This window comes from Opitutus sp. ER46 (genome assembly GCF_003054705.1).
Taxonomy (GTDB): Bacteria; Verrucomicrobiota; Verrucomicrobiia; order Opitutales; family Opitutaceae; genus ER46.
In genome coordinates this window covers 120,556-142,200 of sequence record NZ_QAYX01000024.1, presented here as the reverse complement: position 1 = coordinate 142,200, position 21,645 = coordinate 120,556, and the positions used below count along the sequence as shown (strand labels likewise).

12 protein-coding genes are annotated in these 21,645 nt (G+C 67.7%); 5 read left to right on the top strand and 7 right to left on the bottom strand.

The genetic code is table 11. The features are described from left to right. Nucleotides 1–166: 166 nt before the first annotated feature. The 5 genes from DB354_RS16080 to DB354_RS16060 form a co-directional block, all read right to left on the bottom strand. Nucleotides 167–1,762, bottom strand: coding sequence for a hypothetical protein (locus tag DB354_RS16080; protein WP_146180286.1), 1,596 nt, complete (start codon nt 1,760–1,762; stop codon nt 167–169). Nucleotides 1,763–1,887: 125 nt separating this feature from the next. Further along, entirely contained in the window at nt 1,888–4,101 is a 2,214-nt protein-coding gene (locus DB354_RS16075) for a prolyl oligopeptidase family serine peptidase (RefSeq protein ID WP_158277569.1), read from the bottom strand. Between the two features lie 353 nt (nt 4,102–4,454). Beyond that, nucleotides 4,455–6,194 carry a hypothetical protein gene (locus DB354_RS16070; protein WP_107836670.1) on the bottom strand — a complete coding sequence of 580 codons (1,740 nt, stop codon included), beginning with the start codon at nt 6,192–6,194 and terminating at the stop codon, nt 4,455–4,457. Continuing rightward, nucleotides 6,191–8,518, bottom strand: a complete 2,328-nt coding sequence (locus tag DB354_RS16065; RefSeq protein ID WP_107836669.1) for an alpha/beta fold hydrolase — start codon at nt 8,516–8,518, stop codon at nt 6,191–6,193. The genes DB354_RS16070 and DB354_RS16065 overlap by 4 nt, the downstream gene beginning before the upstream one ends. Nucleotides 8,519–8,769: 251 nt before the next feature. Continuing rightward, a complete protein-coding gene (locus tag DB354_RS16060; RefSeq protein ID WP_107836668.1) occupies nt 8,770–9,801 on the bottom strand; it encodes a DUF481 domain-containing protein in 1,032 nt (343 codons plus the stop codon). A 166-nt stretch (nt 9,802–9,967) separates the two neighbouring features. Between DB354_RS16060 and DB354_RS16055 the strand changes: the two genes are divergently transcribed. After that, the gene (locus tag DB354_RS16055; RefSeq protein WP_107836667.1) at nt 9,968–10,897 is read left to right on the top strand and encodes a class I SAM-dependent methyltransferase; all 930 of its coding nucleotides are present in this window, start codon (nt 9,968–9,970) and stop codon (nt 10,895–10,897) included. 359 nt (nt 10,898–11,256) lie between these two features. Here the strand turns inward: DB354_RS16055 and ltrA are convergent, their stop codons facing one another. Continuing rightward, nucleotides 11,257–12,528 carry a group II intron reverse transcriptase/maturase gene (gene ltrA, locus DB354_RS16050; protein WP_107836666.1) on the bottom strand — a complete coding sequence of 424 codons (1,272 nt, stop codon included), beginning with the start codon at nt 12,526–12,528 and terminating at the stop codon, nt 11,257–11,259. 831 nt (nt 12,529–13,359) lie between these two features. Here ltrA and DB354_RS16045 point away from each other — a divergent pair. Continuing rightward, nucleotides 13,360–14,679: a TrpB-like pyridoxal phosphate-dependent enzyme gene (locus tag DB354_RS16045; protein WP_107836665.1), complete on the top strand. Its 1,320-nt coding sequence runs from the start codon at nt 13,360–13,362 to the stop codon at nt 14,677–14,679. A 181-nt stretch (nt 14,680–14,860) separates the two neighbouring features. On the opposite strand, the gene DB354_RS16040 is transcribed toward DB354_RS16045, so the two are convergent. Beyond that, a complete protein-coding gene (locus tag DB354_RS16040) occupies nt 14,861–15,568 on the bottom strand; it encodes a DUF1349 domain-containing protein (protein WP_158277568.1) in 708 nt (235 codons plus the stop codon). A gap of 524 nt (nt 15,569–16,092) precedes the next feature. Here DB354_RS16040 and gdhA point away from each other — a divergent pair. The 3 genes from gdhA (at nt 16,093) to DB354_RS16025 (ending at nt 21,643) form a co-directional block, all read left to right on the top strand. Next, a complete protein-coding gene (gene gdhA / locus DB354_RS16035) occupies nt 16,093–17,436 on the top strand; it encodes an NADP-specific glutamate dehydrogenase (protein ID WP_107836663.1) in 1,344 nt (447 codons plus the stop codon). A gap of 125 nt (nt 17,437–17,561) precedes the next feature. After that, complete coding sequence (locus DB354_RS16030; RefSeq protein ID WP_107836662.1) at nt 17,562–20,150, top strand: PEP/pyruvate-binding domain-containing protein; 2,589 nt, start codon at nt 17,562–17,564, stop codon at nt 20,148–20,150. A 134-nt stretch (nt 20,151–20,284) separates the two neighbouring features. Further along, a complete protein-coding gene (locus tag DB354_RS16025) occupies nt 20,285–21,643 on the top strand; it encodes an acetylxylan esterase (RefSeq protein WP_107836661.1) in 1,359 nt (452 codons plus the stop codon). Nucleotides 21,644–21,645: the final 2 nt, after the last annotated feature.

Sequence of the window (21,645 nt, the reverse complement as noted above, 5' to 3'; positions counted from 1 at the left end):
TCCGGTCTGGTTGCGGCTTCCTCCGACGAGCTCTACGGCCCATTCTCGGAAGCCGCAACCAGACCTTCACCGTCCAAGATACAAGGGCGTCACGGCGTCACATTTCTCACGAAAATCTCCAGCCGGGCCCCGCCGTTGCGGGGTCTTGCGGCAGAAAGCACCCGCGCTATGGACTGCGCTTCAGCGCGGCGATCAGGTCGCGGAAACGCTGCTGGGCGGCGGGGGTGGTGGCGGTGGCGAGGCCCCGCTCGGCCAACTCCTCGGCCTCATGCGCATCGCCGCTCCGCGCCTCGAGGCGCGCGGCAAAAAAGAGCAACGAGAGATGCTCCGGAAAACAGGCTAGCCCTTCCTGCAATCGCTCGCGCGCCACCGGTGTCAGTGGACCTCCGCCACGATACCACGCTTCAGCGAGCACCGCATAGCCACTCGCGAGCGCCGGCTGCCGTTGCCACGTGGGCGCAAGCACGTGTTCCAACTCGGCCACCTCTGCCGTCGCCACCTCGCCGTCGCGACCAGCTTCCCGCCGCGCCTCTGCGAGTCGCAGAGCCGCGAGGCGAACTCGCACGAGAGCGCGGGTCGCCCCAGCGTCCACCGCTCGTGTCAGCAGGGCCCGCGCCGCCTCGGTCCGACCAAGGTCGATCTCCAACAAGCCCGCGAGCCCCAGTACCGCCGCATCCTGCGGCGCGCGGTCGAGCCCACGTCCCACGGTCTCGCGCACCGCCGCTTCATACGGCTTGTCATACCCGGGATAGCGCGCCCGCACATAGCCCAGCGCCAATCTTTCCCACTCGCCCTTCAGGCGATTGATCTCTGCCGGCGTTGCGTCCCGCACCTCTGATTTGGGCACCCGCGCCAGGGTGGGGAAACGCAACACGCAGGCCCGGCTCGTCGCCGCCTCGACGAACTCGCCGAGCCGCTCCTGCAACCGCGCATAACCCATCCCGAAGCTCTCCTGGCACAGCGCGTCCGACACGCCGTTGCGCGCCGCCGCTGCGACGAACCGCCACAGTGCCTCGCGGCGCTTCGGCTCGTCGAGCCCCCACCGCAGCAGCAACTCCGCCTGGTCGAGCCACAACCGGCGCCCCGCCTCGGTCAGCGTCTTCGGCTTTGCCGTGAAAAACTCCGCGAGCGGGAGCAATCCTCGCGGCGCATCCGGATCCCGCTGCAAGCGAGCCGTATCCTCGAGGGACAGCCACGTCATCGGCCGCAGTTCGAACGCGTCATCGTCTCCGCTCAGCCCATCCAGCAGCTGCATCCATCCTTCTACAAACCATGGCGGCAACGCTGGCGTCCGCCGCGTCATCGCCTGCCGCCAGTGCTCCCGCGTGAAGAAGAAACGCCCCGCCGCGGGTCCCCGTTCCACGAGAGCGTACGTCACGAAATGATCCTCCGCGTCGAGCACCAGGTTCGGCAGGAGCCGCGCGTTGAGGCTCGCCAGCAATGCCTCGAGACCCGCCGCGGCCGGGGGCCGCCGCGCGACCGCCGTGTCCCTCGTCTCCGCCAGCCCAGCCGCCACGTCGCCAAGTTGTTCGACAAACCCGCGTGCGAGCTTCGGCGCCAGCTGCGCATCCACCAGGATGACGGTCTTCGGTTCATCGGAGCGGAAACGCAGCTCCTCCGGCAGCAGCACGCGCATGCGCTCGTTCTGCCGATGCTCCCGCTCCACGAGCTCGCACATGATCGCGTCGTCGCAGCGCCCAAGGATCTCGACGCCGGGCGCGGCCAGATAACGCCAGGGCTGTCGCCCCGAAACGTCGCTCACGATCAAGGGCGGCAAGGCCACCACCCTGTCCGCGTCAACGGCCGGCGCACCACCCGCGCCCGCGACGAGCGTCGCGCCGAACGCAAGAAACAGCAGCGATCTCCATCCGCGTGCCCACGGCGTGCTCACGGCACCTCCTTCTCGGCCCCAACTTGCACCGCGTAATCGTAGAGGTGGGTGTTCAGGAACCCGGCTAGATGCGTCACCGCGGCGAGTTGCTCCTCCACCGCGCCTGCCAGCAGCGGGCCGTGCAGCGCGCGGTACTCCGCCGCTTTGCCCGCACGCTTCACGCGGTGGTACAGTTCGCGTCCGCCCGGGCCCGGCTGCAGGAGCGGCGCTGGATCTTCGAGCACGAGCACCGGGGCTCCGAGCGCGCCGACGTCAGTCGTGACCGAGGCCTCGCGCAACCAGGCGGCATTCCCGCCGAAAAATGCTCCGAAACGCATCTGCCAGGCCGACCGCCGCCAGTGCGGGCCGCGAACCGCTGGCGCAATCAACATCGGCCGTCCCTCGCCTCCTTCGAAGGGCAGCGGCTTCTCATCGATTGGCAACAGGGGCGCGGTGACTGGCGCCTGAATCCAGGCGGCGAGATCCATCGGTGCCTGGATGCTCACCGCGGCGCGGAACTGGTTCGGAAACAACCCCAGCGCACGCAGCGCGAGCAAACCACCATAGCCTTCCCCGACGATCGAAACGCGCCGGACGTCGCACGCCTGTACCCGAGCGGCGGCCGCCAGCATCGCCTGTACATCGTCGAGCGGCGCGCGAACCGGAGCATCTTTGAGCGTGTTCCGAAATGCCGCCCCCCGCCCCGACGTGCCGCGGCACTCGACTTCGAGCACATGAAAACCAAACGCGGCGAGCGACTGGGCCAGCCGATGCCGACGACTGATGGGTCGCCACGGAACCGATGGGTCCGCGGTCTGCAGTGCCGGTCGGAGCAGGTCATGCAGGACAACAACCAACGGAGCCGGATCGCGCCGGGGTTCGTGCGCCAACGTGATGCACCCGGAGAGCGTGTGCCCGGCGGGCGCTGTAACCACCAGCGGCAGGACCGTCGGCCGCGCCTCCGCCGACGTCGGGTCCAACGGACGGAGAATCTCCGCGACCTCGAGCGTGGCGCCGCGGCGTGCGAGATGCAGCCGTCCAGCGGTACCGTCTTCCGCGACGTGAACCAGCACGCGATCGTACGCCTCCGTCCACTCGATGATCGTCACGGATGCACCGACGAACCGGGCGTCCAACTCGTCCTGCAGCCGTTGCAGTTCAGGGTTGAGCCAGCGTGTGCCGGCCCCAGCGGCCGGTCGCCGGACCCCCGCCAGCCGGCGCGCACGATCGAACACCAGCGGCCCCTCACCGAAGGCGTCATCCGGCTTGGCAAGGTCGTACGCGGCGTCCTCGGCAACACACGCCGTGTGCGCCTCACGTTCCAGCCTCAGCAGGCGCACGGCGTACGTGTCCCGTCCCACGTTTGTCGCAAAGTACAGCCCCTCGCTCTCGCCACCAAAGCCCAGCGGGAAGGCGTGTGGTTCGAAATACGCGGAGTCGCTGGCCCGGAAGCGTAGTTCAGGGACGCGTTGCTCGAGCGCTTGCCAGCGCTTGCTGTGGGCGGGGCGGTATTCGAACTGGGGGTCCTTGCCCGCGTCCTCCTCAAATGGGCAGAAAATCCGTGGCTCGCCTGTCGCGTCGCACAGGTAGCGTCCTCTCCGCCGTTCATCGGCGATCGTCCGGCGCCGTCCCGTCTGCGGATCGATCGCCAGGACCTCGACGCCCGCAATGCCGGAGCCGACCTGCACCAGAACCTCAGGCGCGGCGCCGGCAGCAAAACCAAGGACAATGAAAGGCCTCGCCTTCGCCTCGCTGCCGGAGCCGTGAACCACCGCCAGTGAGTCGGAGTCGATCAGCCTGCGGCGATTGCGACCGCTGGCGTCCACCACGTGCAGTTCCAGCTCGGGACCATGCCCGTCTGCCCCCTCGTGCAGCCCGTACACGAAGGTCTGGGCATCCGCCCACCCAAGAAAGTTCACCCGATCCGAGAACGACGCCGTCGCTCGAAACGAAAAGGTCCGCGCCGTCCCAGCTCCGCTCCACACCGTGACGGTCTCCGCCGCGGCGGCGTCCAGATCACGGATTAGCAGCGACGTCCGGTCCGGCTCCTGGGCCACAAAGGCGACATGGCGACCATCGGGAGCGAGCGTGGCGGCAATGATCCGATCGGGGCTCAGGAGCGCTGTCAGCTGCCCACGCGTCACATCCGACGCACGCGCGGCGGTGGGCGAGAGCACGAGGAGAAGCGCCGGGGCGACGCAGGCGAGAATCGATCTGACGCAGGACGACACGGGCAACGAAACAGGCGGACAGAGAGTCGGAAACGGGTCTGGGTAACGAGCCCGCGTAGGCTGAACCGGCGCTCCTTCGGGGTCGACACACGAATGCCCGCCGGCGGTCCGGTCGGTTTTCTCACCCCTCCCACGCCGGATGCCCCCTTGGCTCAGGTCGAAGACCAATCAAGTTATCTGGACCCGAGACGGGATACTGACGCGCTGCCCCCAATTATGAACGGAATGTGACGCGGTGACGGCCTGACCCCGTCTCAGGCAAACGGGGTCAGGCCGTCACGGCGTCACATTTTGCTCCAGGGCATCCGGCCGGGCCCCGCCGTTGCGGGGTCTTGGGGCAGAAAGCACGCGCGCTATGGGCTGCGCTTCAGCGCGGCGATCAGGTCGCGGAAACGCTGCTGGGCGGCCGGCGTGGTGGCGGTGGCGAGGCCCCGCTCGGCCAGAGCCAGGCCCTGGGCGATCGATTGGTGCCGCGCCTCCAGGATGGCCCCAAAGTACAACAACTGCAGATTGCGCGGGAAACGGCGCAGGCCATCGGCCAACACCGCGAGGTCAGCGACGGTCAGCGGCATGTCGCTGCGCGCCCACGCCGCCGCGAGCGTGCCATAGGTCAGCGCGAGCGGAGGCTGCTGCTTCTGCGCCAGCGCCAGGGTCTCCACCACAATCTCCGCCTGCGCCACGCTGAGCCGCCGCGCCTCCCCGGCCTCGCCCTTGCCCATTTCGTCGAGCCGTAGCCCGGCCAGCTCCGCGTACACGCGCGGCCGGCAAAGCTGGCGCGCGGCCGCAGCCTCCAGGAGCGGTCGCGCCTCTTCCGGCAATCCCTGGTCACAGGCAAGCAAACCCGCCACCGCCAAAAGCCCGGGGTCGCCCGGTGCCGACTCGCGCGCCTTCGCAATCGTCTCGCGCGCCAGCTCCAGATACTTCGACGCGTACGCCGGATGCCGGAGCCGCACGTAGTTCGTCTCGAGCCGCTCCCACTCGCCTTTCAACCGGCCGATCTCCGCCGGCGTCGCGATGTGGCTCACCATCCCGCGCAGCCGCGGCGGCCGCTCCGTCGGGATGCGGCGAAACTCGACGACCTGTGAAAGCAGCGAGTCGCTGAGCTCGTCACGCAGCGTGGCGTAGTCGACGCCGAAGCAGGTCCGCACGAGGGCCTCAGATTCACCCTCGGCCGCCGCCCCGCTCACGAAGCGTCCCATCGCGGCGCGCCGCTCCGGCGTCGCAAGCATCCAGCGCACCAGCAGCTCCGCTTGGCCACGCCAAGCCGCCGCATCGGCGGCGTCGGTCGGCTCGGCACGCAGCGCGAAGAAGGCCGGCAGCGGCATCACACGCCGCGGCAGGTCGGGATCGGCCTGCAGGTTTTCGACTTCACTGGCGGAGAGCCACGCGAGCGGCGCCAGCACGATCTCGTCGTCGCCGAAGCGCGAGGCCCGGTACATGCGCAGCCAGCCTTCAACAAACCACACCGGCAGCGCCGGGGTGCGGTTGGTCAGCATCACCCGCAGGTGCTCTTCCGTAAACCGATAGTCCGCCGCGTTGAAGGCCCCCGGCTCCACCATCGCGAACATCATGAACGCATCCAGGTCCTGCAGCATCAGGTTCGGGAACACGCGGACGTCGCGCGGAACGGCCACCGGCTCCTGCGTTCCTGCCTTCCCCTCCGCCCGCGCCGCGGCCCCATCGCCCGGTCGCCGCGCGCCGCCGCCCTCGGCGACCTCCCCAAACCGTTCCAGAAAGTCGCGCGCGAGCGTCGGCGCCGACGACGCCTCCACCACCACGACCATCCGGGGAACGCTGGTGTGAAACTGGAGTTCGTCGGGCAGGATGACCCGCATGAGGTGCGTGAGTGCGTGATTCCGCCGGATGAGATCGCGCAGGTCGGAGTCGTCGCACCGGCCGAGGATCTCGATCCCGGGCGCCGCCGCGTAACGCCACGGCTTCCGCGTCGTGCCTTCCGACACGATCATCGGGGGCATTTCGAGCGGCGCCTCCGCCGGTGCCGCCACCGTCCCCGATGGCGCCGACGCCAGCAACGCGAGCCAGCCAAGCGCCCGGAGCACGGTCCCGAGTTTCGCCCACGACGTGCGCTTCATTTCACCTCCCGCTCCTTCCCCACATCGACGCGGTAGTCGAACAGGTGGTCGTTCAGGAACTCACCCATCCGGCGCGCGACGCGGGCCAACGTCTCCGGATCGCGCTGCGCGTACGTCGGCGGCAATCGCACGTACTCCACCTCCTGCCCGGCGCGCTCCAGCGCGTCGCGCAGCTTCCGGCCGTGCGCCGGCGAAAAATCAGCCCGGTCTTCGTCCTGCAGGATCAGCACGGGCGCGCGCAACGCCGCCGCCTGCGTCAGCACCGAAGCCTGGCCCAGCGACGCGTTGCCAAAATAGGCCCGGCGCCACGCGATCGGCTCCGGCAGGACCGGCCGGTTCCAGCCACGCCGACCCCGCCGCGCCTTCGGAGCTTCATTGAGCATCTTGTCGATGTCCGGCCCCTCGTCCTTGGTCGTGAAGAAGACCGAACGCATCGACTCCAGTTCGGCGGTCGACCCGGGGCCGGTCTCCGCCAGCCACGCCCGCAGGTCAGTGGGCGCATCGATTGTGATCGCCCCGCGGAACCGCGCCGGAAACTGCGCCAACGCCCGCAGCGCCACGTAGCCGCCAAACCCTTCCCCCAACAAGGCCACGCGCCGCTGGTCATACGGATGCTGCGCCGCCAGCGCGTCCAGCGCCGCAACCACGTCCCGCACCGGCGCTCCATCCGGATCGCGGCGCAACCCGTCCGCCGCCAGCCGGTCGCCAGCCGTCGCGCCCCGGTAATCGAGGTCCAGCACCATGAAACCATACGCCGCGAGCGCCTGCGCCCAGCGATCGAACTCGTCCCGCTCCGCCCGCGTGCCCGGCGCATCGCGCAAACGCACCACCAGCGGCGGCAGCTTCAGGCGGGTGCGCCGCGGCACGGTCAGGCTGCCGGCCAGCGGTTCGCCCGTGGCCGCCGGGAGCGCCACGGGGAACGCCCAAGCCAGCCCCCGGGCGTCGAGGTTGCCCGCCCGCCGCAGTAACTCGGTGTACCGCAGCCGCGGCGTCGTCTCCAACAGGTAAACGCGTCCGGGATCGCCCGGCCCTCCCACCTCAACGAGCACGCGATCCTGCGCGTCGCTCCATTCCCGCAGCGTCACGCGGCGCCCCGGAAACGCACGCTCCGCCTCCTCCTGGAGCCGCGCCAGCCCGGCGTCGAACCAGTGCGTCGTACCGGGACGGCCGGGCACGTGCACGCCCACGAGCCGCCGCGCGCGATCAAACACCAGGGGGCGTTCGCTCAACGCATCGCCCGGACCGGCGAGATCGACCTTCGCTGCGGCGTACACCGACGTCCGCGCCCCGGTCTCCAGGTCCAGGCTGAAGAGCGCATACGTGTCGCGGCCCACGTTGGACGCGTAATAGAGCACCCGCGGATCGCCGCCCAACGCGAGCGGCAGTGAACGCGGTTCGTAGTACTCCGCATCGGCGTGGCTGAAACGCAGCCCGGCCGCTGCGCCCACGAGCGCGTCGAGCGGACGCCAGCCCCGAGCCGTGCGATATTCAAAGACCTGCGGCACAATCTTGCCGGAGGCCCGGGCCAGCACCGGGCTGCGCTCGTCCTCCATGTTGTCGGCACCCACCCCCTGCACGCGGGCGGTTTCCCGCACGCGCGGACGTCCCGTGCCATCGTACAGCATCCGGGCCGGATCCTCCTCGGCGGCGACCGCGGTCCGCACGCCGGTCCGGAGGTCGACGCGGTACGTTTCCACGGGCACCAGCGCATTGCCCAGCGCCTCCACGACCAGGAAGCCGGGTTCGCCCGGCACGGGGCCCAGCACCCGGAACGCGCGGGGCACATCGATGGTTTCGGGCAGCGCGACGGCGGTGGTGTCCTCGCCCTCCTCCCCAATCTCCCCCGGCTCATCCGTTTCGATGTCGAGGTTCACATGGCGGCGCCGCACCGGCGGCGTGTAGTCGCGCTCGAAGACCGTCTGGTCCAGCAGGCGCCGGTCCTGGCCGGTGCGGAGATCCACCCCATGGAGTTCCTCCGACGGCACCGCGTCCTCGGTCTTCGCCGGCAGGCGCACGACATACACGAGCGTCGTGGCGTCCATGAAACACAGATACGGCAGGCCGAGCCCGCCGCCCGGCCCGGACGCCGAACCCCGGGGTTCGACCTCGACGCGCAGGGGCACACGGGCGGCGGGATGGTCGAGGTCGCGGGTGACCAGCCGCAGCGCCCGGCCCTCCCGCAGGACGCACACCAGGGTTTTTCCGTCGGGCGAGAGCGCCACCTGCGACACCCGTTCGGGCGCGAACAGGGCGGTCAGCTCCGCCCGGGAGGGAGCCGGTCCAGCGGCGCCCAGCGGGCCGGAGAGCACGGCGAAGGCCAGCACGCCGGCGAGACGGCGGAGTCTCGGGAAGTTTCGAGTAACGCGGCGCAAAGCGGGGTGGCCCACGGCGGGAGCCGCGAACGCCACCGCACTCGCCGCCCGATGGCAAGAGCAGCGTAGCCATGCGCATAGGCATCCACTCCTCCGGCCGCTCGGGGCGCCGCGCCCGGAAAACGCACGAGGGCCGACCTCCTCCACGGTGGTCGGCCCTCGGTCATTGCTCCCGGCGGCGAAGCGGAAGCGTCCCGGCGATCTCAGTACCAGTTCAGCACGAGGCGGGTGAAGTAGGCGGTATCCAGTTTCTCGACGCCGACGCCGGGCTTGGAGGTGTAGTCGTTGCTCACGCCGAGGCGGAGCTTCCAGGCCGGACTGGCGAGCGGAATCTGATAGTAGCTTTCGTGGACGAGCTTGTAATTCGCGAAGTCGTCGAACGACGGCACGAATGAGATGCGCGTCACGAGCTTCGAGCTCTCGAACTCCATTTCATTCAGCAGCCCGATGTCCAAGCCGAGGCTCTTCACGTCCTCGGTCAGCGGGTTCTTGTAGTTCTCAAAGCGGAACGACACACCGCCTCGAGCCGTCAGCGTGTGCTTGGCCTTCTTCACAAAATCGACGCCCAGACCGGCCGCGGCGATGTTGTACACCTCGATATCCTTCACGCGGTCAAAGCCACCCTCGTCGCGCACGTACCACGAGGTCTTGCCGGCGAAGTTGTTCTGGTAGTCGGTGCCGGCCTTGAACTGGTCGGCCGATTTCTCGCCGTCGCTCATCTGCCGGTTGTACGCGGTGTAGAACTGCAACGTGTCGCGCGAGGTCTTCATCTGGGCGCGCGCCTCGCCGGCGGTGCCAAGCTGCTCCTTGTTACCCGTCTTGCCGGAGACGTCGACCGACGCCTCGTATTCCCAGTGGCGCTGCTCGACCGCCGGGTCGACGCCGCCCGCCTCCCAACTGGCAGCCACCTTGGCCACTGTGGTGTTCACGGTGCCGTCCGGGCCGGTGATCTGGAGCGTCCCGCCGGTCGCGCCGGTCACCTGACCGTCGAAGCGGGTGCCGCTGGCCAGCCGGACCGCGATCGGCGCCTCGGTGGAGAAGCTGGCGACTTCGGCCTGCTTCACCTTCACCTTGCCGGCGAAGTCGGTGTCGATCGTGATCTCGCCGGCGTCGATCTTGACGATCTTGCCGACCAGATGGGCGCCGTTGCGGGTATCGATGGTATCAGCAGCCAGCCGGCCGGCCGCGAGCGCGGCGGCGCACAGGAGCACGCGGGAAACGAGTGAGGAGTTCATGGTGTGTTCTTGGTGGGGCACCCGGCTGCGCCGAAACGCCTATCCGGATACAGGGGGAAACGTTCAGAACCTCGTGACCTCTGGTCAATAACCCAAAACGGCCCGCCCCGGCCATCCCAAACTCAGCTCGACAGCCGCCCCCGGCGGCTCTTGCCTGCCCGGAACCATGGCCGCGCCCGCCTCCCGACCCAGCCTCCTTCTCGCCGATCACTGGCGGGACTATCAACTGGTCGACTGCGGCGACGGCATGAAGCAGGAGCGCTGGGGCGGCTTCAACCTCGTGCGCCCCGATCCGCAGATCATCTGGCCCCGCAGCGGCACTGAGCGCAGCCGCACCGGCGCCGCGACCCCCGCGCGCTGGGAGGGCTGGGATGGCTTTTATCACCGTTCCGATACCGGCGGCGGCAAATGGGAATTCCGCCGCCCGCTCCCCGAGTCCTGGCAGATCAAGTATGACCCGCTCGGGCTCACGCTGAAAATTCGGCCCACGTCCTTCAAACACACCGGCCTCTTCCCGGAGCAGGCCGTCAACTGGGATTGGTTCAGCCGGCTGATCCGCTCGGCGCGCGCGGAGGGCCGCGAGATCAACGTGCTCAATCTTTTCGGTTACACCGGCGCCGCCACCGTCGCCGCCGCGAAGGCGGGCGCCAGCGTGTGCCACGTCGACGCCGCCGAGGGCATGGTGAAGTGGTGCCGCGAGAACGCGGCGCTCAGCGGCCTGGCCGCTGCGCCGATCCGCTACATCGTCGACGACTGCCTCAAGTTCGCCCGCCGGGAGCTGAAGCGCGGCCGCCGTTACGACGCCGTGATCATGGACCCGCCGACGTACGGCCGCGGCAGCACCGGGGAACTCTGGAAACTCGAGGAGCACCTTTGGAATCTGCTCGTGGAATGCCGCGCGCTGCTGTCCGAGCGCCCGCTCTTCTTCCTGATCAACGCCTACACCGCCCGCCTCTCGCCGACGGTCGTCGAGAACCTGCTCGCCGAGCTCCTCCACGACCGCGGCGGCAAGCTCAGCTCCGGCGAAGTCGGCCTGCCAATCCAGAAGGACGGCAAGGTCCTCCCCTGCGGCATCTACGGCCGCTGGGAGGGTTGAGCCGGGATCTCTTTCTCTTCCTCTTACTCTTCCTCTTTCTCTCAAGGGATTGAGGGCAGTTTTCACTCCGCGAAAACTGAAGCGGGGACAATCTTCGTTCTCGTCACAGAGTGCACCGAGGCCGGAAGAGGACACGGAGGAAAATCGGCCGGGCCTTCGCTCTGTGCCCCTCCTCCGATCTCTGTGGCCTCCGTGTCCTGCCTGGAGGGATTGAGGGATTGAGGGTCGAACGCAGCTATCGTAGCCGCCCCGCAGCTCGTTCTTCCGGGTAGCGCCGGCGGTATGGCCGCCGACGCCCCCACAGACCCGGACGAGCGCAATTAACGCATCCGGTTCTTCAAGCAGAGGAGTTCGCTACGCTAGAGTGACAGGCATCCAGGTTCGAGGGTGGCGCCGTGGACGATATGAGCGGACGGCAGCGCCAAGTGACCTTGGAGCAGCCGCCAGATCGCCGCGGGACCGCGCCGCTCCCGCGAGCGGCGCATCAGCCAGTACGCCCAGCCCCGTTCGACCTCGTGGCGGAAGCGCTGGAGCATGCGGTAGTTTCCGCGGATACCGTAGTATTGGTAATGCCCGCGCACTTGCGCGCTGAGTTCACGGTGCTGGTCGCTGAGCCGGTCGTGCCGATGCGCTTTGCACCAGGCGCGGATTCGGCTCAGCACCGCGTGCAGCTTCTTGCCTCGGGTCTGGCGCGTCACCGCATACCCGCCCCGCTGCGTCTTCCCCCAGTAGTGGGTGAAGCCCAGGAAGTCGAAGGTCTGCGGGACCTGGCCGCTTTTCCACGGATGCCGGAAGTCCACCACGCGGGTCTTCTCCGGATGGATGGTCAGCCCATGAGCGGTGAACCGGGTGCGCAGCTCTGCCACCAGGGCAAGGGCTTCGTCCTGGCGCTCGCAGATCACGATAAAGTCGTCGGCAAAGCGGATCAGCTCCGCCTTACCCTGCAACTTTGGCCTGATCGTTTCCATGAACCAGCGATCCAACACCTCGTGCAGGTAGATGTTGCTCAGCAAGGGTGAGATCACCCCGCCTTGCGGTGTTCCTGCCTCTGGGTAGCTCACCTGCCCGTCTTCCCAGACGCCGGCCTTCAGCCACTTGGCAATCAGCCGTTCAATCACTCCGTCACGTATCCGTCGGCTCACGATGTCTCGCAGTTGCTGGTGCGGGATCGTGTCGAAATACTGCTTCACATCCACGTCCACCACCCAACCACCGTCCATCCGCATCACGATCTCTCGCACTGCGGCCAACGCGTCGTGCGGTGAGCGCCCGGGGCGGAAGCCGTAGGAGCAATCCAGGAAGTCCACTTCATAGATCGGCTCCAGCAGCATCTGCACCGCTCGTTCCAGCACCCTGTTCTCCACGGTCGGTATCCCAATGGGACGCGTTTCCGTTTCGTTCTTGGGGATGTGCACCCGCTTCACCAAAGGCGCCCGGTAGCGGCCACTATGTACCCGCTCCCATAGGTCCTTCAGGTTTGCGTCCAGGTCGCGGCCATAGTCCGCCACCGTCTGCCCATCGATCCCGGGGGCACCGTCCCGTCGCACTCGCCGGTACGCCTCGTACAGCCACAGCTGATCAAGATGATGATTCAGCGTGGTGATCGGACTGCCGACATACTTGCGCGCCATCTTCGCTATGTGCTGCTGACGCTGGGAAACGCTGTCTCGGGGCGGTTGCTCCCCGGCGTTTGCGCCCTCAGCACTTTCCTCTGCCCGGCGGCTTTCCCCTTCGCTACTCACAGGCTCCCTCCGGTCCAAGGTTCGCCTGCTTTCAACGCTACTATGGGGCCGCTAAGACTGCCGCCCAACCTCCCCAGCCCGCTTCGGTTGTCCCTCGCGGTCCAGTCGCCCTGTTGCCAGAGCGGTTTGGCGGCTCTCCCAGCTTCACAGGATACCCGCTCGAACCTCTGCCACCTTCTTAGCCTCCGGCCAGCCTCCACACCCCTGGCCGGCGTGCCTTTCCGGTCACGACTTACTGCGGGTGCTTCGGTCTCGTCCCCCCTAGAACGAACAGGGAGACCACGGCTTCGGAACTTTCGGAGGTCAGTCACGTGGCTTCAGTCCTCGCTCCATACGCTTCGTGCGCTCCTCTCGGTCGCGCTACGCAATGTTCGCTTCCCGGCGGCAGCCAGCCTTCCGGGGCGGGATTCGTTCACCCGCAGGGTATCTTCGGCATGTTTCATTCCTAACGTTCTCTTTTTTGTGTTCGTTTGGTCTTCCTCACGCCCTGCTAGCTGGCGCGACGTTCTCGTTCTCGTTCTCGTTCTCGTGAGGTCGCATCGCCCGGCTCGGCGCAGGGCCGCCGGATTGAGAGAACGAGAACGAGAAAGAGAACAATTTCGGGCGGCCCAGCCGGCCGCCTCGTGGTGACGCACTACTTTCGTGACGCCGCGTCGCGGCTCGTGCAGCGTCGACGGGTTTTTCGCCGGGCTAACCCCTCCCTTTCTTCCCCCCGCTTCAATGAGCACTCCGCTTCAGTTCAACCTCACGGCCGCTGATATCCCGACGCACTGGTACAACCTGAACGCCGACTTTTCGGAGCCGCTGCCCCCGCCGCTCCATCCGGGCACGCGGCAGCCGGTGACGCCGGACCTGATGACGGCGATCTTCCCCGCCAACCTCGTCGCGCAGGAGATGAGCGCGGAGCGCTCCATCGAGATCCCGCAGGAAGTCCGCGACGTGTACGCGTTGTACCGGCCCACGCCATTGCTGCGCGCCGTCCGGCTCGAGAAGGCGCTGCAGACGCCCGCGCACATCTATTACAAGTATGAGGGCGTGAGTCCGGCGGGCAGCCACAAGCCCAACACCGCAATTCCGCAGGCGTACTACAACAAGGTGGCCGGCACGAAGCGTCTCGCGACCGAGACGGGCGCGGGCCAGTGGGGTTCGTCGCTCGCCATGGCCTGCCAGGTTTTCGGCCTCGAGTGCACGGTGTACATGGTGAAGGTGAGCTATCAACAGAAGCCGTACCGCAAGCTGCTCATGCAGACCTACGGCGCAACGGTCCACGCGAGCCCGAGCATGGAGACCGAGTTTGGCCGCAAGGCCCTCGCCGAGGACCCGCAGAGCAATGGCAGCCTTGGCATCGCGATCAGTGAGGCGGTGGAGGACACGGTGAAGCACCCGCACACCAAGTACGCGCTCGGCAGCGTGCTGAATCATGTGTGCATCCACCAATCGGTGATCGGCATCGAGGCTATCAAGCAGATGGAGCTGGCGGGCGAGGAGCCAGACATCGTGTACGGTTGCGCGGGCGGCGGCAGCAATTTCGCGGGCATCGCGTTCCCGTTCATCGAGCAAAACCTGAAGCACGGGAAAAAGTACCGCATCGTCGCCGTCGAGCCCGCCTCGTGTCCGTCGCTCACCCAGGGCGAGCTGCGCTACGACTTCGGCGACACGGCCGAGCTGACGCCGCTGATGATGATGTACACGCTCGGGCACAAATTCATGCCGCCGAGCATCCACGCGGGCGGCCTGCGCTACCACGGCATGGCGCCGATGGTGAGCCATTGCCGGAAGCTCGGCCTGATCGAGGCCGTCGCCTGCCCGCAGCTGAAGGTGTTCGAGTCTGCCGTGCTCTTCGCCCGCACCGAGGGCATCGTGCCCGCCCCCGAGTCCTCGCACGCGCTCGCCGTCCTGATCGACGAAGCGAAGCGCTGCCGCGAGGAAGGGAAGAAGAAGGTCCTGATGTTCAACCTGACCGGCAACGGTCTCCTCGATCTCGCCGCCTTCGACTCCTACCTCTCCGGTCACATGAAGGACGTCGGCAGCGACGACTGAGCCGTTTTCGCTTTCGCGAAAACAGAAAGGTCGAGCCATCCCGAGGCGCATCTCGGGGCGGCGAGTATCCGGACATTATTCCGAGTATCTGGACATTATCCCGTTAGCCGTTGTTGACGGGGACTTAATAATTGCAGCCCTCGTGCCCGGCGCATCGAGGGTTCATTGGCGGGTGCGCTGGTTACGGCGCGAGTTGCAGGTGGCGCATGTTTTTCGGGGCGACGGGGGCGTAGGTAATTTCGGAAAAGCGCGCGGCGAGGTCGGTCGCGCCGGCGCCGTGGGCGGCAAAGCCGACGCGGGCCTCTGGCTTCAGCTCGAGCGCAAAGTGCCGGATCAGCGCCCAGCTCTTCCCGTCCTCCGAGTAGTGCAGCGAGAACTCGGAGCCCTTTCGCGCAACCGCCAGATAGGCGTGCGTCGCCGGGGCGGGCAGCGCGTTGCAATCGTCCGACAATCCGCGCGTCACGACGCTCACGATAGTCGGCTGCCGGGTGGCGGAGTTCTCGTAGCAGAACTTCACCCAGGTCGTGGCGTCCTGGTACACGACGAGCGCGGCCACATCGAAGCGCGAGGTCAGCGGCGCGGACAGTCTCGCGGTCAGCAGAAACTCGGGCGCCGCGGGAAACAGCAGCATCGGGGCGCCCTTGAGCATGAGCTTTCCGTCCGGCGCGTTGAACAGGTTGGTGTGCTTTGGCGCGACGAGTTCGAGCGTGCGGTCATCAATGACCGACCATGCGACCGCCGCGTTCTCGAGCGTCAGCGGCGCCGGAATCACGGCGAGCGTCGGCGCCGGACCCGCGAGGGCGGCCGCTGACTCCGCCGCGAGCGCGGCAGGAATGGAACACAGGAACGCCGCCGCGAGCGACAGCAGGAGGAGTTGAGGGGCACGCATGGAAGGCGTCGTGACTCGAACCACATGCGTCGCGTCCCCGCAAGCCCCGCGCCGGAGAACGCCCTTCATCAAAACAGACGATGCCGGTCTCGGAGCCGTGCCAGCCTCCTCGCAAGTGGCCGCGAGTATGTGACAAAGTGACGGCCTGACCCCGTGGAAATGTGACGTGGTGACGCCCTGACCCCGTTTTCTGAAGACGGGGTCAGGGCGTCACCGCGTCACATGCCCGATTCCACGTCACTGCCGGCGGCGCGAAAGCAGTGCTCCCAAGAATACGCCGAGCATCCGGGCCAAGCGCCACGGATCGCACCAGAGGCCGAAGTATCGGACCACGAGCCAACGCGATCACGCACGCTGCTGCCGCACAGAAGGCGGCGAAAATATCGCATGAAGACGGGATTCCGTATTGCCGTCACCCCGGCGCTTCCCGACGGTCGCGTGCCCGCGCTTGCCTGAGCCGTCCGTCCGCGCGTGGCCCGTGCAGGCTCCCCCCAGCCCCTGCCCCAGCCTTTGTCCACGCACACATGAACAGTTATATCGCAGAAGTCCTCGACCTCGTGGCGCGCCGCAATGCCGGCGAGCCCGAATTTCTCCAAGCGACCCACGAGGTCCTGGAGACCCTCGCGCCCGTCATCGAGCGCCACAAAAAGTACCGCGACAACCGGATCCTCGAGCGTATCGTGGAGCCGGAGCGCCAGATCATTTTCCGCGTCGCCTGGCAGGACGACGCCGGCCGCCCGCAGGTCAACCGCGGCTTCCGCGTGCAGTTCAACAGCGCGATCGGGCCGTACAAGGGCGGGCTCCGTTTTCACCCGAGCGTCAACCTCGGCATCCTGAAGTTCCTCGGCTTTGAGCAGGTCTTCAAAAACTCGCTGACCACGCTGCCCATGGGCGGGGGCAAGGGCGGCACCGACTTCGATCCGAAGGGCAAATCCGACGGCGAGGTCATGCGCTTCTGCCAGAGCTTCATGAACGAGCTCTTCCGGCACATCGGCCCGAACACCGACGTGCCCGCGGGCGACATCGGCGTGGGTGGCCGCGAGATCGGCTACCTGTTTGGCCAGTACAAGCGCCTGAAGAGCGAGTTCAGCGGCGTGCTCACCGGCAAGGGCCTCGCCTGGGGCGGCTCGCTCATCCGCCCGGAAGCGACCGGCTACGGCTCCGTCTATTTCGCCGAGGAAATGCTCAAGACGCGCAACGAGGCGCTCGCCGGGAAGGTTTGCACCGTGTCCGGCTCCGGCAACGTCGCCCAGTACACCGTCGAGAAGCTGCTCATGCTCGGCGCCAAGCCGGTGACGCTGTCCGACTCCGACGGCACGATCCACGACCCCGAGGGCTTCACGACCGAAAAGCTCGCCTGGGTCATGCAGCTCAAGAATGTGCGCCGCGGCCGCATCAAGGAGTACGCCGAGCACTTCAAGGGCGCCAAATACCTCGCGGGCCAGCGGCCTTGGTCCGTGCCGTGCGACTGCGCCTTCCCGAGCGCCACGCAGAACGAAGTCGAGGGCAGCGATGCCGCGACGCTCCTGAGGAACGGCTGCAAGCTCGTCTCCGAAGGCGCGAACATGCCGTCCACGCCCGAGGCGATCGATGCCTACCTCAAGGCCGGCATCCTCTACGGCCCCGGCAAGGCGGCCAACGCCGGCGGCGTGGCGACCTCCGGTCTCGAGATGTCACAGAACTCGATGCGCCTCAATTGGGGCCGCGCCGAGGTCGACCAGCGGCTGCATGAGATCATGGTGAACATCCACGCCAACTGCTGCGCCACCGCCAAGGAATACGGCGCGCCTGGCAATTACGTGCTCGGCGCCAATATCGCCGGCTTCACCAAGGTCGCCAACGCGATGCTCGACCAGGGCCTCGTCTGAGGTCCCTGCCTCCGGGTCCCGCCCCGCGCGGAGCCCGTTCCCCCTTCGCCGGCCGGAGCGCGCGCTCGCGCCCGGCCGGCGATTTTGTCTTCATCACCACCTCCGGACCACCCCGTCCCCCCGTTATGTCCACCCGGCCCAAGCACACCCACGCCCTCCCGCCGGTCACCACCGGACTCCCCGGCCTCGACCGGGTGCTCCATGGCATCGAGCCGGGGGACAACATCGTCTGGCAGGTCGACTCGATCGACGCCTACCCCGACCTGATCGCGCCCTTCGCCGCCGCGGCCAAGGCAGCCGGCCGCCACTTGGTGTACCTCCGTTTTGCCCGTCACGCGCCGCTGCTCACCGCGGACTCGGGCGCGGAGATTCACACGCTGGATTGCACCACGGGCTTCGAGTCGTTCGTGCGCCAGGTGCACGCGGTGATCGAGGAGGCCGGGCGCGGCGCGCTGTACGTGTTCGACTGCCTCACGCACCTGGCGGACGCGTGGTGGTCCGACCAGAGCCTGGGCAATTTCTTCAGCCTCACGTGCCCGCGTCTCCGCGAGCTCGAGACGGTGGCGTATTTTGGACTACTGCAAGACCGCCACTCGAGCTACGCGATCGAGTCGGTGCGCGCGACGACGCAGTTCATGCTGGATGTCTTCCGGCTGGACGAGCGGCTCTATGTGCGGCCGGTGAAGGTGCAGCACCGCTCGCGCGAGGTCATCAACACGATCCACGTGTGGCAGGGCGCGGCATTCGTGCCCGTGAAGGAAAGCGCGGTGCTGGCGCAGATCCTGTCGCGCACGCAATGGCCGCGGCTGCAGAGCGACCGCCGCGTGGGCCACTGGCGCCGGCTTTTCCAGGAGGCGCAGCGAGTGGCGCAGGACAAGCGCGACGGCAACTGCGAGCCGGAGCGGTACGCGGCGATGCTGGAGCGCGTGCGCTGGGCGCTGCGCGTGCACCGGTCGGGCATCGCGCCGCTGGTGGAGCGTTACCTGAGTCTGGAGGATTTCCTGGCGATCCGGGACCGCATGATCGGCATCGGCTCGGTCGGCGGGAAGACGCTCGGGATGCTCGTGGCCCGTGCCATCATCCGCGACAACGACCCCGACCTCGCCAGCCGCCTCGAGGTGCACGACTCGTTCTTCGTCGGCGCAGAGGTCTTCATCACCTACCTGGTGCAAAACAGCGTCTGGTGGATCCGCGAGCGGCAGAAGAACCCGGCCACCTTTCTCGATCAGCTCGACGAAGGCCGGGAGCGAATCCTCGCGGGCAAATTCCCGCTGCACATCCTGGAGCAATTTCAGGGCGTGTTGGATTACTTCGGCGAGTCGCCGTACATCGTGCGCTCCAGCTCGATCCTCGAGGACGCCCGCGGAAACGCGTTCTCCGGCAAGTACGAGAGCGTGTTCGTGGTGAACCGCGGCACGCGCGAGGAGCGCATGGCCGCGCTGCTCGCCGCCGTCCGCCGGGTGTACGCGAGCGTGCTCGACGAGGAGGCGCTGCGCTATCGCCGCCGCCGCGGGCTGCTCGAGAGCGAGGAACGCATGGCGCTGCTGATCATGCGCGTGTCCGGCGCACCGCATGGCCGCTACTACTACCCGCAGGCCGCGGGCGTCGGGCTCTCCTACAATCCCTTTGCCTGGCATCCCGACATCGATCCCCGCGCGGGCGTGCTGCGCCTGGTCTTCGGCCTCGGCACCCGCGCGGTCGACCGTTGCGACGACGACTACACGCGACTGGTGGCGCTCAACGCCCCGGCGCGCCGGCCCGAGGCCAACTTTGAGGAGGTGCGGGAGCACTCGCAGCGCCGGATGGACTGCCTCGACCTGCGCGAGGGTCAGTTCGTGTCGCTGCCGCTCGCCGAGGCGATCTGCGAACCGACTGACTTCCCGGTCGACCTGTACCTCACGCCGACCGAAGCCGAGGGTTACCCGTGCGTGACGTTCGACCGGCTGCTAACCGAAACGGCAGTGGCCAAGGACCTGCGTCACATGCTGACGCTGCTCGAGGAGGCGTATGAGCATCCAGTCGACACGGAGTTTGCGCTGAACTTCCTCCCCGACGGCACCTACCGCATCCACCTGCTGCAGTGCCGCACGTTCCAGGTGCGCCGCGAACTGCCGACCGCCGTGACGACTCCAGCCCACCCGACATTGCCAAGCGTGCTGGCGGCGCACGGCGCGGTCATTGGCGTGAGCCGGGAGCAGCCGCTCAGCCGGATCATCTACATCGTGCAGGACACGTACGCGCAGTTGCGCGAGCGCGACCGTTACGCGGTGGCGCGACTGATCGGGCGGCTGAACCAGCAGCATCCGGCGAACGACCGCGGGCTCATGCTGATCGGCCCCGGCCGCTGGGGCACGCACAGCCCGGCGCTGGGGATTCCCGTCTCGTTCGCGGAGATCAGCCGGGCCTCGGTGATCTGCGAGGTCGTCGCGATGCACGAACGGCTCATCCCCGACGTCTCACTGGGAACGCATTTCTTCAACGATCTGGTCGAGCATGACATGCTGTACCTGGCGTACTTCCCGAAGAAGACCGACAACTTCCTCGACACCGAATGGTTCAAGGACGCCCCCAGCCAGCTCCTGAAGATGGAGCCGACGGCGGAGGCGTTCGCCAACGTGGTCCGGGTGATCGACTGCGGCGAAGGTGCTCCGGCGCCGCTGTGGCTCCGCGCCGACGCCACGGCGCAGACCGCCTTCGTCTCGAAGCTAGGCTGACCGGCGGCGGCTGTACCGCCGCCGGAGTGAAGGTGAAGAAATCGCCGACGCGATTTCTTAATCGCGTAACAACGAAGCTCATTCCGCCGCTGGCGGCATTGGGCTAAACTCCGCGCCCCCTCCCCTCCCGGCCCATGAAGAACCCCCGTCCGCTATTCGCGAGCATCGTGGCGCTTGCCCTGCCCGCGCTCCTTCCCGCCGCCACTCCGGTGGCCATCACGCCCGTACCGCCCGGCGTCGAGTTGCGCGTCGCCGCCGTGCAGGTGCGCGTGGCCCCCGACCATCGCGACTGGACCTACCGCCTCGGCGAGACCGCGAAGTTCAAGGTGACCGTGGTTGCGGACAACGAGCCGATCGAGGGCGCCTCCATCACCTACACCGCCGGGCAGGAGACGCGTCCGACCGAGGAGAAGACTGCCACGGTCCCGCCCGAGGGGCTGGTGATCGACGGCGGCACGTTGCAGGCGCCCGGCTTCCTGCGGTGCACGGTGAAAGCCGAAATCGCGGGCCGCACGTGGCGCGGGGTCGCGACCGCGGCGTTTGAGCCGGAGAAGATCAAGCCCACGCAAACGGAGCCGGAGGACTTCGACGCGTTCTGGACGCAGGGTCGCGAAGCGCTCGCCAAGGTCCCGCTCGAAGCGCGCATGACGCTGCTGCCCGAGGCCTGCACCGACACGGTGAACGTGTACCACGTGAGTTTCCGCACCGTGGGCGAGAGCTGGACGCCCCAGGCGCGAGTGTACGGCATCTATTGCGAGCCGAAGAAAGCCGGGAAGTACCCGGCGCTGCTCCGCGTCCCGGGTGCGGGGGTGCGTCCGTACGCCGGCGATCCCGGCACCGCCGCGCAGGGCGCGATCACGCTCGAGATCGGCATCCACGGCATCCCGGTGAATCTGGCCAAGGAGGTGTACGATTCGCTCTACGGCAGCGCGCTGAAGGGCTACTGGCTCTACAATCTCGATGACCGCGAATCCTACTACTACCGCCGCGTCTACCTGAGCTGCCTCCGCGCGAACGACTTTCTCACGTCCCGCGACAACTGGGACGGCCGCACGCTCGTGGTGACCGGCGCCAGCCAGGGCGGCCAGCTCTCGATCGTCACCGCCGCGCTCGACCCGCGCGTCACGGCACTCGTGGTCACGCACCCCGCCGGTTGTGACCAAACGGGTGACCTGCACGGCCGCGCCGGCGGCTGGCCGCGGCCGTTCCAGCAGTGGAATTATCCCGCGCCCTCGCCGCACGCCACGCCCGCGAAGATCGCGACGACGGCCTACTACGACACGGTGAACTTCGCCCGCCGCCTGAAGGTGCCGGGCTACTACAACTGGGGCTACAACGACGACGTGTGCCCGCCGACCTCGATGTTCGCCGCGTACAACGTCATCACCGCGCCCAAGAAACTCGGCCTCACCCTCGAACTCGCGCACAGCTACACGCCCGAGCAGGGCGCGGAAAACCAGGACCGCGTCGTGACCTTCCTCGGCCTCAAGTAACC